Consider the following 15,121-nt stretch of genomic DNA (forward strand, 5'->3'; position numbering starts at 1 on the left):
ACTTCTTGAAAGTGGATTTCTTCGCGTCGCAGATCGGGCAGAGGTCCGGCGCTTCCCCCTCGCCCGTGTATCCGCACACTGGACAGACCCATATCTCGCCGAACGACGCGTCCTTGCCTGACTCCACTGCGCCCTTCGCCTTCGCGTACATCTGCGCGTGGACCTTTTCCGTCTCGAGCGCCCAGTGCGTGCTCCTGATCGCACCCTTCTCGTCCTGCTTCTCGGCGACCACTTTGAAGGCCGGGTACATCTCATCGACCTCGTAGTTCTCGCCGTCCATGGCGTGCTGCAGATTGTCCTTGGTGCTCTGGATCATGCTGAGCGCTCGCCAGTGGTTCGTCGCGTGGACCTTCTCGGCCTGTGATATGGCCCTGAACAGCCTCGCGACCTGTGGCTTGCCCTCCTGGTCGGCCTTGTCCGCCCAGATGTTGTACTTCATGTATGCCATGCTCTCTCCGGCATAAGCCTCGTTCAGATTCCTCTCAGTCATCTTGTGCATGAGTCTCATTCTCCCCTTATCAGAAAGATGGTCCTTCTCAGCGCGACGGTCCAATAAAGAGTTTTTGCCGATGTGGCCCCCAACGCCTGGGCATCCTTTCATAATGTTCGATTCCTTTCGCCCATCCGACATGGATCCCTTGATTCACCTGGTGCTTCCGCTGCTCTTCCTGCTCGCGCTCAGGATCGATACGAAGAAGGTCCTCCTGTTCGCCCCTCTGACGATCCTTCCCGACTTCGATGCTGCGTTCCAGCTCCACAGGGCGGTGTTCCACAGTTTCATACCTGTGCTCGTGATCCCCGTTGGGCTGATCCTGTACTCGAGGTTCAAGCGGCCAGAGTGGATGCTGAGCGCCCTGCTGGTCCAGTTCTACCTGGCATCCCACATCGTCCTGGATATGGGCGGGGTAGCCTTTGCGTGGCCGTTCACGACTGAGATGCTGTACTTCGACCCCGAGCTCACGTTCAACACGCAAGGAGGAATCAACTTCGTGTTCCACTTGAAGTACGGACTGAAGCCGTATGTCGAGATGGGCATGACGGATTTCCTGTCTAAGAGCGGGTTCGCCCTGCTGTTCCTTGGGCTGCTTGTTATAGCCGTCTTCAGGAAGGAAACGAAGCGCGCAATGATGCACTTTTTTGAGATAATGAGAGGCTTCTGTGCTCAATTGAGGATGTAGGTCAGTACGAGGTCTTGGGTCACGGTTCGGGGTTTGAGCAGGAAAAAGCTATTACCCCCGTCGCAGAATAGCATTCAGAGACATTGGGGAGGCAAAGAGATGTTTGTAATTGCAAAGGCAGTCCTGCTTGCTTTGGCCGTGATGGGCGTAGCCGCGACAGGTGCCGTAGCGGGCGTGGTTCATGTGCCCCAGCAGAAAGCGATAGATATACACAAGGAGCACCTTGGCCAGAACTCGACCATGCCAGCACAGAGCACGCACGGGCAGCAGACCGCGCTCGATCACCTCATGCATAACTATGAGAGATGGATGGCGAAGCCGCACAATGAGACCGTGGACGACAACGAGCTCAGCGAAACTGACTCGGATTGAATATTCAACCATCTGTGTGGTTCAAACCACTTTTTCTTGACTTATTAATAGGTTTGCGGTCCAATGGACATTCTAGGAATTCGCAGGATTCTGGCTATCGGACCTCACACCGAGCCAGCAGCATTCTCAATTTCGATATCGTCGTCTCTCCGATTTATATAGCCCAGAGGGGCCTAGTTTCTACTCACTCACCGACGAGGGTGGCACGGCCTTCATGAGTATCACAGTATCAAAAGACCGCTCCATTGCGAGAAGGAGCATCCGTAGCAGACGACCCACTGCAGGGGTTCTAGTATTCCTGATGCTATTGTCATCGCTCCCAATAATTGCACCGTCGACCTCATCCGACCCGGACATACGGGATAACGGGGACATGACCAGAAGCGTCCTCTGGAATTTCACCAGCGCTGGGGACTACGCGCTCTACGACTCGTCCGTCTCGGGCGGACTGGGCCGGCTCGTGGCTGTTAACGAGACCACTGGTGAGAACTCGACGGCCCAGTACCTTCTTGGCACTGGGACGAACCTCGAGCTTCAGGCCGTTCCGGATTCGATGATGATAGACAACGCCTCGTTGCCAGTGCAGACGATCACGCTTCAGCCAGGTCCTGAGGGAATCGATAATTACCTCGATGAGTGGTTCCCATACTGGACGCCTCCGGAAGGAGGAGATCTGGTACTCAACTCCCAATATGATCCCAACCCCGCCTCCAGCAAGCGGTGCAGTATCGTCATGCAGTTCAACCTGTCAGACGTCTCAGCTGATGCAGTCGTGAAGAAGGCCACGCTACACCTGTATGAGAAGCCGAGTAGAGCGCAAGTCGTAGACTACACAATCCACGCGATTACCTCGAGCTGGGCCGAGGACGGAGTCTCTTGGAGAACCCGGACCTCGCTCTCCAGCTGGGGTAGTGTTGGCGGAGACTTCTCCGCCGAGCCGTTCTCGTGGGGAACAATAGACGGCGCGTCCGGATGGCACACGTTTGACCTGACGAGGCTCGTGGACCATTGGCTTAGGAATACAACCCCGAGTACTACCCCGAACATAGGATTCATCATAGTCCCAAAGCCAGCGCTAGGAGATGCCCAGAAGACCTTCGTCGACTGCGAGATCACGAACAGGCCTGAGCAGAGGCCGAAGCTCGATATCAACTACACGCTCGGCGAGGCGGTGGGAGCGTACGAATCGATCGCGCTTGGACCAGGGACCAACTCGACCTTCACAATCGCAACCTGGAACAACGGGACTTCCTCGAAGGCGTCGGACGAATTCTCCAGGAGTAGCCTCTCTTCGAAGTGGGAGTGGACGCTCGATCCTACGCTCTCGGGCGGTTCGGTCAACTTCGACCGCGCTGGATGGTTGAATGTTACTGGGTCCCAGTCTACATATCGCCCCAACGCGACGACGGGATGCAACTTCCTGCACCAGAACATCACAGGGAACTTCACGGCTGAGACCACACTCCAGGCCAACTTCTCGTCCGACAGCATGGGCGCTGGCCTAATGATGATGAATGATGCCATCACCTGGCTCTCGATATACATGACAGGCGTCCAAGGGAGTGAGCGGATTGTCGCCGAGGTATCGAAGGGAGGAACGAACACCTCCCTCGGCTCGACATCCTGGTCGGACACGACGGCGATCCTGCGGATAGAGAGGAACGGGACGACCTATCAGCTCTTGGCAAGCACGGATGGTGCGACCTGGGTCACTGTTGGTAACTACGCTCCTCAGTACGACTTCGGGCTCAGCGTTTCACTTGGACCTTTAGTGTTCTCGGGTGGTTCCACATCACAGCCGGTCGTCGAGTTCGACTACGTGAGAATCCTACCGGCGGGACAGACGACGATCCTCGAGGTCAGCACCCGGACGGGCAACTCGACCTTGCTGACGGATCCTTCGTGGCCCGTGTGGAGCGCTCCGCTCGGTCCCAACACCGGAGCGTTCATCGGTAGTGCAGGCAGATACATCCAATACCGGGTTACACTGAGAACTACCTGTGATTGGCTGTCTCCTACGTTCTCATACTTCGAGTGTCATTACGAGAGGTTCGCAACCAACGGGACCATAACCACCAGTGGGGTGGCACCGCCTTCGTTCCAGATATGGGAGTCGATGATGGTCACACAGACCCTCTCGGCTGGCGACATTGAGTACCTCTACTCGACAGACCATGGCGGCAGCTGGACTAGTCTCGGTTCCGGGAACTCGTTCGCTCTTTCCATACCAGTACAGACCCTCATGATAAGGGCCGAGCTGAGCACGAGAGACACTTCGGTCACCCCATCCATCGACACAATAGAGGTGGTGTACAGGATATCGCACGCGGGGTTCTACGTGAACGCGCCAGCGACGGTCGTGGCAGGCCAGCTCTTCTCAGTGTACATCGAGCCGAAGGATACGAGCAACAACACTGCGACATGGACGGGTCCAGTGACTCTTCACGCGGTCGATTCCTCAGGAGCCGGAGGCGCATCATCGGAACTGGCAGTCACGCAAGCATCGGTCCCGATGGGTGGTCAGCTGACGGTTGCCACCGAGAGATATGACGTCGCGGAGACCATCAGGGTGCTCGTTTCTGGAGGCGACGCATCTGGGATCAGCCAAAGCATCACCGTCGTCCCCGGACCTGCCAATTTGATCATGATGGAGCCCAACGTCACAACACTGGTCGAGAACTCCAGCAAAGTGTTCACAGCGACGGTCTTTGACGCGCTCGGGAACAACATAACGGGCACCTCTTTCACATGGCATGCAGACGCAGGGCTCGGATCGCTCAATGCGACGACCGGAAGCACGGTGAACCTGACAACCGTGGAGACCGAGTCCTCAGGATACCTCTCTGTAAGTGCAGCGGGTTTGACAGCGTCGATGTTCATCTTCGTCTCACCTTTGAAGCAATCTCCACAAATCGATCCCGACATTCCCGTCCAGATCAAACCAGAGGATTTCGGTTCGTGGACCATTGACCTCAGCCCTTACATCTCGGACAATGAGGATAACCTCACGCAGCTCAGGTGGTACACACTCAACGAGACCGTCGTGAAAGTGACGGGTGAGAACCGTACGGGAGACCTGTTCATGACGTTCACGACAGTCCAGGACATGTTCGGAATCAACCTGCTCGAGCTTTGGGTGGTCGACTCGGACCGGATGAGTTCCAAGGCGACGATCAGGGTTGAAATCACCCCGGTCAACGACCCTCCGAAGATTGATCCGATCGATCCAATCGTTGTGCGATACGATGATCCATATCAGTACAATCTCGCGTATTATGTGAGGGATGTCGATGCATCCCCTGAAGAACTCACTCTATGGGTGGACACTCAAAGCGCGGAATTCGTCCATGTCACAAGCCTGTGGCTGACATTCCTATATCCCGAGCGGCTCAACGGCACGCAGCAGACTGTCTTCCTGTCGGTGTCGGATGGAGAGTACGTTGCCTCGACTGTCATCCGGGTGTATGTTTCCGACGACCAGGTGCCAAGGACTTTTGGACCACTCCCGGACCAAGTCATGTATCAAGGCGATGTCAAACGAGGAGCATTCGACCTGGACGACTACTTCAGCGATCCTGACGGTTCCAACCTCTACTACACGAATGGTAACACGCATGTCGGGGTGACAATCCAGCTCAACCACACGGTTGATTTCTACGCCCCTAACAACTGGGCCGGGCAGGAATACATCGTATTCACGGCAAAAGACGACAAAGGAGCGAGGGTCGAAAGCGCTCTAAACATGAAGGTCCTTGCAGTGAACCAGCCCCCGACCATATCGAATGTTCCAGACCTCGTCGTCAGATATGGACTGCGGTACGACTTCGACCTCAGCCCCTACATCGGGGACCTGGACGATGATATCGAGGCGCTCATCGTGACGGCCGGAGACCCGCACGCATGGACCATTGGCACGTTGCTCTCGATGTTGTATCCTAGTGCCATGACTGGCTTGAAGGTGCCCGTGAACATCACGGTTAGTGACGGCCTCCTTTCTGACTGGTGGACGATAAACGTGACTATATCCAGCGATTACCCCCCAGAGCTGGTAATGGCTGCGCCTGACCACTCGTTCCTTGAGGACAATCCCATAGACTATCCAGTACTTGGACACCTTGACGATTTCTTCATGGATGTGGATGGCGATTCGCTGACATACGGCGCGTTTGTTTCTGTAAAGAACATCACAGCCACGGTCGTGGCCACTGACGGAAACTGGTCAATTCACTTCAGCCAAGAGGAGAACTGGAACGGCTTGGCAAATCTGACATTCAGGGCAACAGACGGACAGGGCGCGCTCGCGGAGACCACCGTGGTCCTCAAGGTTTTGAGCGTGCCAGACCAGCCTGTGCTCAGCTTGCCCGACTCCTTCACGGCGATTCAAGGTTCTCGTTCACTGCTTGAGTTGAGTAAGAACGTCACGGATCCGGACTCAGTCCTGGCAGACTTCAGGTGGGTGCTGGATTCTGAATATCCTGAGTTCATGAGCATCCATGGAGGAATCATTGTTCTCGATTTCCCCGAGGATTTCCTGATGGATGGGGAGAGATCCAGGACGATCACTGTGACTGTCTCGGTGACCGACCAAGACAATCTCATAAGCACAGACAACATGACAATCATAGTAACGAGGCGTGTCGTCGCCACAAACCAGAACCCCATGCTCTGGTTGGGTCTTCTTGGCTCCGCGGGAACCGCGGCCGTCGTATCAGCCTATGCGATTACCCGGCGCAGGAAGCCTTTCGTGGTCCAGGACATGATGCTGATACATGACGACGGGTTCCTGATCGGAAGGCACGCGAGCCCGCACGCTGGCGAGGTGGACGAGGACATACTGAGCGGGATGCTCACGGCCGTCCTGAACTTCGTGGAGGATTCGATGTCCACCACGATGAACGAACTCAAGACCTTCGGGTTCAAGGAGTACCAGGTGCTCGTCAGCAGGGGCCAGAAGACCTTCGTGGCAGTGGTCTACGAGGGGGACGTCCCAGACAGCATCGAGAAGCCCCTCACCGAGTTCATCGAGACCGTCGAGCGCGTCTACAAGAAGAAGCTCGTCAACTGGTCTGGAGACATAGAGACGGACTTCGCCGGGGTCGAAGTGCTCATCCAGGCGTTCGTGAAGGAGCACTCGAAAAAGGGAAAGGCGAAGACGAGCGGCATCTGGAAGGCCACGTAAACGAAGCCAGGGAAGATATCAGGCCGATGAGAAGAAATCGGGCATTCCTCACGTGAGACGACAGAAGCGGTTCGGGCCGTACGCCCCTTTTCAGGAATTGCATGAGGAGTCTTTTGTTCTCCTTGCCAAAGCACCCTCAAGGTGAGAACCTCACAACTAATTCGCAGCAATACCAGCAATCTCGAAATTGCTCAACCTCACATTCGCCGCGACCAGAGCAGCGTCCACGGGCATTGCTGCAGGCGTCGTGCACATGCCAATGCAGAGATGACTATTGAAGTCGCACAAAGACACCAACGATCCTGACAATAACAAGACCGGGTTGGATATCGACTGACGGATTCAACCAGACGCTTGGTTCAGACTCCCCTTATCGGCCATATTTATACTTTTTCCATATTCGTCGTGTTCTGGCAATCCATAGGGCATCTGGACGTTTCCTGAAGTCCCAAGCCAGCAGTATTCTCAAAACCGAGAACGGAGCCTCGATGGTATATATACTGTCCGGGTCAGTAGTTCAATCCTGCGAATCGATACGGGTAGGTCACGCTGAATGTCCGGAGATTCACCGAATGCGTCAGTACGAGCTAGCATCGGAAGCAGACGATCAAGAGTCCTGCTTGCATCCGCTGTTTGCGCGCTCTTCCTTCTGTCACCTTTCCTGTCCATAGTCCCAGGTGTCTCCTCTGAGCCGACGAAGATCAAGAACGCGGACGGCTCGAGGAGCCTCGTGTGGGATTTCAATGACCCCGCGAATTACACGACAACCAATGCGGTCGTTGGGGAGGGGTTCGGGGCGTTGCAGTATGGGAACGAGACACTCGTTGAGAACTCCGCCGCTGGTTACAGCCAAGGAGTGACGCAACAGGGCCTCGACATAGCATCCATTCCTGGGTCGATCATCCTCAACGATTCATCGAAGCAGGTCTACAATCTAACGCTCCAGCCCGGACCTGAGGGCGAGGACAACTACATGGACGAGGACCACAAGAACACGAACTACGGGGATTCGAATACGCTGTTCCTAGACAGCGAAAACGGGAAGGAGTTGAGGGCCTTGCTACGTTTCGATCTTACACCGGTGCCCGCAGGAGCGGTCGTGCACGACGCCGTGCTCTGGCTTTACCTCAAGAGCGGCGGAAGGGCAGAGACATTCGCTTACAACGTGTATTCGGTCACGAAGCCTTGGGTGGAGATGGAATCCAACTGGAACTTCTACTCGACCGGCAACACGTGGGTGACCCCCGGTGGTGACTACGACCCGCTCTCCTTCTATCGTCGCACGCTCGAGAACATCGTCGGCTGGCACCCGATGGATATGTCGAGGCTGGTCGACCTCTGGACTCGGGGCCTTGTGACGAACAACGGCATCATCATCGTTCCTGATTCCGTGGCTGGAAACGCATTCAAGCCCTTTGTGTCATCTGATGATAGCAATGCGGCGCAGCGGCCGAAGCTGATCATCAACTACACAATGCCCGTATCGGGCGGGCTGTACGAGTCGAGCGCCCTCGGTCCAGGGACTAACGAACTATTCACTTTGATGAGCTGGACGAACTCAACCCTCTCTAGGGCGTCGGATGAGTTCAATGGCTCGACGCTCAACACGAAATGGAGCTGGCTCAACGACCCGTCAGCCGGGTCCGGCGCCTGGGACATCGGCCAGACTGCGCCTGGCTGGCTGCACATGACAGGCGAAGGGCTTCACGACCTCAAGGACCTGGGAGCGAACTTCCTCTATCAGAATATCACAGGCTCTTTCAACGCATCAACAAGGATCACTACGAATTTCTCTGCCGCCGCGATGGGCGCGGGAATCCTACTAGCTGATGACAACCGGAGCTGGATAGCGCTCTCTCTCTCGGGCACCGGGAGCAACGCCAAGATCGTAGGCGAGGTGAGTGAGGGCGGAGCCCGCAGCAACCTAGGGACTGTCGCGTGGTCCAACCAGGTCTCCGCGTATCTGGGCATGGAGTGCAATGGCGGTTCAATCAAGATGTTCTACAGCGCGGACGGGGTCTCATGGACACTTGCATTCAGTTACACTCCGCGAGTGCCATTTATGAACAGGCTGATGCTTGGGGCCGTGATCTTCTCAGGCACTGCATCGGTAAGCCCTGTTGCGGAATGGGATTACTTCAGGATCGACCCAATCGGGAACCCCACATCTCTCGAGATGAAGGCAAGAGTCGGCAACTCGACCACGCCCGGAGACGCCTCATGGGAGACCTGGGGGGGCACACTGTCACCGAACACAGGAGTCGTAATCGGCAAGACCGCAAGGTACCTCCAGTACAGGCTGGTGCTCACCAGCTGGCAGGATTGGGTCACGCCGGCTTTCTTAGGGATGACGGTCAACTATGAAAGGTACGCCCCCTTCGGGACCATATTCACGCAGGACCAGACGATATTCAATCTCAGGGAATGGATCACTATCACCACTGACGAGAATGAGATGGGGGGCTCCGTCCAGTACGCCTACTCGACCGATCACGGCGCTTATTGGTCACCTCTGGGCGGCGGGGGATCGTATGATATCTCGTTCCTCTCGAACAAGTCGATAATGATCCGAATCGACATCTCCACGCCGGACACGCGGATCACGCCGCTCATCAACCTCGTGAACATATCGTACTCCGTCACGCCGAGCTCGTTCTACATAGAGCCTGCGGTCACGGTCGTGATTGCGGGGCAGCCGTTCCAGTTCAGAATCTACGCTAGGGACGAGACCAACTCCACGATAATCAACTGGGCGGGCTCCATCCAGCTCCACGCATTGGACGCGACCGGAACAATGGATGCGAGCTCTGAGCTATCGGACACCACCGCACACATCAGCGTGAACGGGTTTGTGACCAAGCTTGGGGAGACATACGATGTCGTCGAAACCATCAGGATAATGGCCAGCGCGGAGGGTGCGTCCGGGATCAGCCCGCCGATAACAATCATTCCTGCATCCGTTTCTTACATAATCATCCAGCCAACGATCACCCAGCTGATGGAATTCGAGTCCCAGAACTACACGGCAACGGTATACGATGGATTGGGGAACGAAATCACGGACGCCCCCGTCGGCTGGGCAGCAGACCCGGCGATAGGCACTCTGAATGCCACCAGCGGACCAGCCGTGCAGCTGCTCACTGGCGCCGGCGGACAGGAGGGGTATCTGACGGCATCCGTAGGGAGCATTACCAGCGATCTCTTCATCAATGTCCTCTCGCCAATCTTCGCACCCGTGTTCTCAGGTCCCATCCCTGACCAGGTGAAGCCGGAGGACTACGGTTCGTGGACGCTCAATATCACATCCTACGTATCGGACACTGAAGACAGTCACTCCGAGCTGAGATGGTATGTGACGAACGAGAGGGTAATCACGGTCGCGGGCGAGAACAAAACCGGCGATTTGGTAATCGAGTTCAGCACCAAGAAAGACATGAACGGAGTGAACATCCTCAATCTAGTTGTCGTGGACTCGGACGGGCTGACGGCAACGACCACAATCAAAGTGGACATCCAGGCGGTCAACGACCCGCCGCTGATAGACCACATCTCGCCCCTCGTGGTTACCTGGGGAGTCGACTACACCTACGATTTCAAGTACTACATCCACGACGCTGACAACACCTACGAGCAACTCTCCCTGAGAACGGACGTCGCGAGTGATCCCTACACGACGGTCACATGGCTCAAGATCACCTTCACCTATCCACAGAGTCTCAACGGCACAGACCAGTACGTGGTCGTCACGGTGAGCGACGGCGAGCTCGAGAGCTCAACGGTCGTAAGGATAACCGTCTCGAACGACATGACCCCCGTATCGACCCGGTTGCCCGACCTTATCATGAACCAAGGCGAGTACAAGCTAGGTTACTTCAACCTGAGCAACTACTTCTCGGATCCGGACGATACTGTCCTCTACTACGCCTCAGGAGCCTCCAAAGTCAAGGTCAACATCAACCTAGACCACACCGTGGACTTCACAGCGCCCATCGACTGGTCCGGCACTGAGTACATCGTATTCATAGCTCAAGACCCCGAAGGGGCAAGGTCCGAGGAGGCGATGTCCGTGACCATCCTGCATGTGAACCAGCCGCCGTCAATAGGCGACGTTCCCAACCTCAGGGTCCAGTACGACCACAGGTACGATTTCGACCTCACACCCTACATCTATGACCCAGACATTGCGACCGAAACGTTGTCGATAAGTACGGACGACACACACATCGCAGTCATAGGGATGACGATATCACTGCTGTATCCTCAATCGATGAACGGGTCGGTCATAGACGTGATAATCACGGTCAGCGACGGCGAGCTGACTGCGTCGCGGTCAATCCAGATCACCATCGGAGACGACCCCCCACCGATCGCGAGAGATCCGCCTGACCATTCGTTCCAGGAAGACGCGCTACCACCGGAGACGCGGTATCCTGCGGGGTCGGTCCTCGAGGACTACTTCAACGACGTGGAGGACTCCGACCCGCTGACATTCTTCGCATTCACATCTTCGCCCAACGTCACCGCCGAAATCGTATATGTCGGTGCGGGAAGCAGCACCGTCCAGTTCGTGACCGACGAGAACTACAACGGCATCTGCTCCGTGACCGTACGTGCGACTGACCTCGAGGGCTCGATCGTCGAGGAGACCATCACACTTGAGGTCATCCCCGTGAACGACGCACCATCCCTGAGCCCGCCCGCCAACCAGAACATGACAGAGGGAGCCCAGGTCGCGATGGACTTGGCGCTGTTCGTAGAAGATCCGGACGTCGAGGACACAGAATTCGAGTTCCTGGCACACTGCGACTACGACCAGTACATCGAAGTCCACGGGAGTGTGCTCGTGTTGAACTTCCCCAAGGGGTTCGTACCCGATGGCGTTGACTCCAAGACTGTCAATGTCGAGATCAGGGTGCGAGACAAAGGGGGGCTCATGGATACAAAGATCATGACTGTCACTGTCTTGAAGGCCCCTGCGATCGCGGCGAAGGACAATCCATGGCTCTATCTAGGATTGCTCATGACCGGAGGCGCCGCCCTCGGCCTGCTCGCAGTGGCTGTGAACCGCAGGAAGAAGCCGTTCATCGTCCAGGACATGATGCTGATACACGATGACGGGTTCCTGATCGGAAGGCATGCGAACCCACACGCCGGCGAGATAGACCAGGACATACTGAGCGGAATGCTCACGGCTGTCCTGAACTTCGTGGAGGATTCGATGTCCGCCACGACGAACGAGCTCAAGACCTTCGGATTCAAGGAGTACCAGGTGCTCGTCAGCCGAGGCCAGAAGACCTTCGTGGCATTGGTCTACGAGGGAGACATCCCAGACGGAATCGAGAAGCCGCTGGGCGAGTTCATAGGGACGGTCGAGCGCATCTACAAGAAGAAGCTGGCCAATTGGACCGGGGACATAGAGACGGACTTCGCAGGGGTCGAAGTGCTCATCCAGGCGTTCGTGAAGGATCACTCGAAGAAGGGGAAGGCGAAGATGAGCGGCATCTGGAGAACCATGCAGACAAAAGCCAAGGGAACGGTCAAGCCATAGAAGGCCACGGTCAACACGATCACAAGAACTAGTGCGGACGGCGAGCGCGAGGTGCCGAAGACCGACGGACCGAACCCGAAGTGAGCGTCTCTTCCTCGAGCGCGGATTCAAGGATATCTAGTCCCGTGTTGAGAAGCGTCTTATTGATCGTGAGCGGAGGATGCAGTCTCACGACATTTCTGAGCTTGCCCCCGGAAGTCAAGTAGAGCCCTTTCCTGAAGCAGTTCATCTGGATGTTCCTTGCCAGCTCGGGCGCCGGCTCCTTCCCCTTCTTCGTCTTGACGAGTTCGATTGCCATCATCGCCCCTAGGCCCCGGGCGTCTCCGACCACCTCGAACCGCTTCTTCCATTCGTCCATGCGCCTCTTGATGACGCTGTGGAGCAACTTCACGTTGGGGAGCGCCTTCCTGGTGAGCTTGATGGCTTCGAGCGCGCCAGCGCAAGCGATCGGAGAGCCTCCATATGTCCCGCCGAGGCTCCCGTGGCTAGGGGCGTCCATGATCTCGGCCCGGCCCGTCACGGCTCCGATCGGAAGGCCCATCGAGAGCGATTTGCCCGTGACGATTAAGTCCGGCTCGACCTTCCAGTGCTCGATGCCGAAGAACTTGCCCGTCCTGCCGAAGCCCGCCTGGATCTCGTCGTCGACGAACAGTATCTGGTTGTCGTCGCAGATCTCCTTGACCCGCTCCCAGTAGCCCTTGGGCGGGTTGATGAACCCGCCGGACCCCTGGACTGGCTCGGCGATCAGGCAGCAGACATCGCCTTTCAATGGCTCGCTCGTGACCGCCTCCTCTATGACGTCAGCGCATGCGAGATTGCAGGACGGGTACTCCAGGCCCAGATGGCACCTGTAGCAGTAAGCATATTCGACGAGCTGTATGAACGGCATCAGTGGGCCGAAGCCTTCTCGGTACCGCATCTCCTCTCCGGAGAGCGAGATGTCGAGATAGGTCCTGCCGTGGAACGCGGTTGTGTAGGACACTAGCCATCTCTTCTTGCTGTAAGCTCGAGCTATCTTGACGGCGTTCTCGATCGCCTCGGAGCCGCTGGCGAGGAAGAGGCTCTTCTTCAGGTCTCCCGGGCATATCTTGGCCATCTCCTCGGCAAGACGCAGGTAAGGCTCGTAAGTCGAGACCATGAAACAGATATGCTCGAACTTGTCGATCTGGTCCTTCCACGCCTTCACGACCTCCTTGGGCCTGTGGCCGCAGTTGAGGACGCCGAGTCCGACGGTGAAGTCGAGGTAGACGTTGCCGTCGACGTCCCGAAGGAACGGTCCCTCGGCGACATCTATCTCGGCCGGCAGTTGGACCTTGAGTCCGTCGGTGACGAACTCCTCCTTTCTCGCCATCGCGGCCTTCGACTTCGGTCCCGGCGGGTCGACCATGATCTTGGGGCCTTTGAGTTTCCATGACTTTGCCAAATCATCACGCTCGCTCTGTACGAATTGAGCTGAGGAGGCGAATACGCTCGGATGCAGATAAAGAATCAGACCTGATTCCGGAAATGAAACAAGCGACTAACGGCGAAGGACTGAATAGGGCAGTGGATAATCGCCTACTGTGGGAGCTGTGGAAGAGCAAAAGGAGGCAACGGCAAGCTCGGCCCTGAGAACCCGCCTTGTCGAGTTTACCATCTTGGTGGTGGCTTCAATCCTTGTTCTGAGACTGATAGGCGCACCACCTCTCCTTATCCTTGAGGTCTTCGGCCTAGCTGCGATCCTGGGCATATCCGCAGTGCTTCTGATTCCCGAGTTCGGTGGCAAGATTCGTTTCCGATAGGACCTGGGAGCGGTCCATCGAGAGGGCCTTCGACGTACACCACGCTAGATGAGTGCAACTCCTGGGACATCGTCTCGTTCGACACGACGGCGACCCCGAACAGGAACTCCTGGGGCCCGGTTGAGTTCCAGTCGGTCTCCAGGACAAAGAAGGATGATGAGTTCAAATCAATCCCCTCCCTGAGGTCGTACGGCAATCCCCTGCGCCCATTCAGATCGAACAGCCTCGCCCCCGTCTCTCAGATGAATCCGGAGCACCCCCAAGAGGTAGCATCGTGCTACATGGCATACATGTAGTGACAACCCATTTGACCGACGGTCAGCACTCCCCAGCGTGCAGAAACGCTTCGTCTTTGTGGATGAGTCGGGCGATTTCGGATTTGGCACAGGTTCGTCGAGATACATCACTCTCTGCGCCGTGATGACTCGACAACCCGAGTTGCTCGACCGTATCCCGAAGAAGATTCGCAGAAGAAGGCTGAAGAAGAGTCTCATAAGGAAGCCTGAGCTCAAGTTCTACAGCACCAGCCCCGAGATCAGAAAGGCAGTGCTGACTGAAACTGCCGCGATTCAAGACCTTGCAGTCGCAAGCCTCACAGTGGATAAGGCGCGCGCTGGCCAAAGACGGATTGGGAGAGGCCATGAGTTCTACTGTCATCTCGCAGGGCAACTGGTCTGCGATGTGGTTTGGTTGGACAGGTCGGTCCGTCACTATGACATTGTCTTCGACGCAAGACCGCTCGACCGCTCACTTGGACATGGATTCGACAGATATTTGGAAGGCGCAATCCGTCATCGCTGCGACGAGCTCGGAGCGATTCCCCCGAGAGTGCGCATTTCCAGATTCGATTCCCAGAACTCAAGAGGACTTCAGGTCGCGGACTATGTCGCCGGAGCGATTCAAAGGAAGTTCGAAATGAGGGATTCGAGCTACTACGACATAATCGCCCACAAGGTTATGACCGAGAAACGGCTCTTCTTCAGCTGAGAGAAAAGCGCAGACCCTGGCCGGATTATTACCCGTGCACCTCATGGCGCACCATGACCAGCCAGGACTTACCTGC

At 56.5% G+C, this 15,121-nt stretch carries 7 protein-coding genes; 5 read left to right on the forward strand and 2 right to left on the reverse strand.

Going from position 1 to position 15,121, the window contains the following annotated elements:
- Positions 1–499, reverse strand: a 499-nt coding sequence (locus KJ653_00230) for a rubrerythrin family protein (protein MBU0684268.1), incomplete at its 3' end; no start/stop codon positions are given.
- 130 nt (positions 500–629) lie between these two features.
- Between KJ653_00230 and KJ653_00235 the strand changes: the two genes are divergently transcribed.
- The 4 genes from KJ653_00235 to KJ653_00250 all read left to right on the forward strand — a co-directional run bounded on the left by KJ653_00235 (position 630) and on the right by KJ653_00250 (position 12,277).
- Entirely contained in the window at positions 630–1,178 is a 549-nt protein-coding gene (locus KJ653_00235) for a metal-dependent hydrolase (protein MBU0684269.1), read from the forward strand.
- Between the two features lie 99 nt (positions 1,179–1,277).
- Positions 1,278–1,550, forward strand: a complete 273-nt coding sequence (locus tag KJ653_00240; protein MBU0684270.1) for a hypothetical protein — start codon at positions 1,278–1,280, stop codon at positions 1,548–1,550.
- Positions 1,551–1,923: 373 nt separating this feature from the next.
- Positions 1,924–6,729, forward strand: a complete 4,806-nt coding sequence (locus KJ653_00245) for a DNRLRE domain-containing protein (protein ID MBU0684271.1) — start codon at positions 1,924–1,926, stop codon at positions 6,727–6,729.
- A gap of 553 nt (positions 6,730–7,282) precedes the next feature.
- Positions 7,283–12,277, forward strand: a complete 4,995-nt coding sequence (locus tag KJ653_00250; protein ID MBU0684272.1) for a DNRLRE domain-containing protein — start codon at positions 7,283–7,285, stop codon at positions 12,275–12,277.
- 28 nt (positions 12,278–12,305) lie between these two features.
- Here KJ653_00250 and KJ653_00255 read toward each other — a convergent pair whose 3' ends face one another.
- A complete protein-coding gene (locus tag KJ653_00255; protein ID MBU0684273.1) occupies positions 12,306–13,700 on the reverse strand; it encodes an aspartate aminotransferase family protein in 1,395 nt (464 codons plus the stop codon).
- 691 nt (positions 13,701–14,391) lie between these two features.
- Between KJ653_00255 and KJ653_00260 the strand changes: the two genes are divergently transcribed.
- The gene (locus tag KJ653_00260; GenBank protein ID MBU0684274.1) at positions 14,392–15,045 is read left to right on the forward strand and encodes a DUF3800 domain-containing protein; all 654 of its coding nucleotides are present in this window, start codon (positions 14,392–14,394) and stop codon (positions 15,043–15,045) included.
- The last annotated feature ends 76 nt before the right edge of the window (positions 15,046–15,121 follow it).

Source organism: Candidatus Thermoplasmatota archaeon (assembly GCA_018814355.1).
Classification (GTDB): Archaea; Thermoplasmatota; Thermoplasmata; order UBA10834; family UBA10834; genus COMBO-56-21.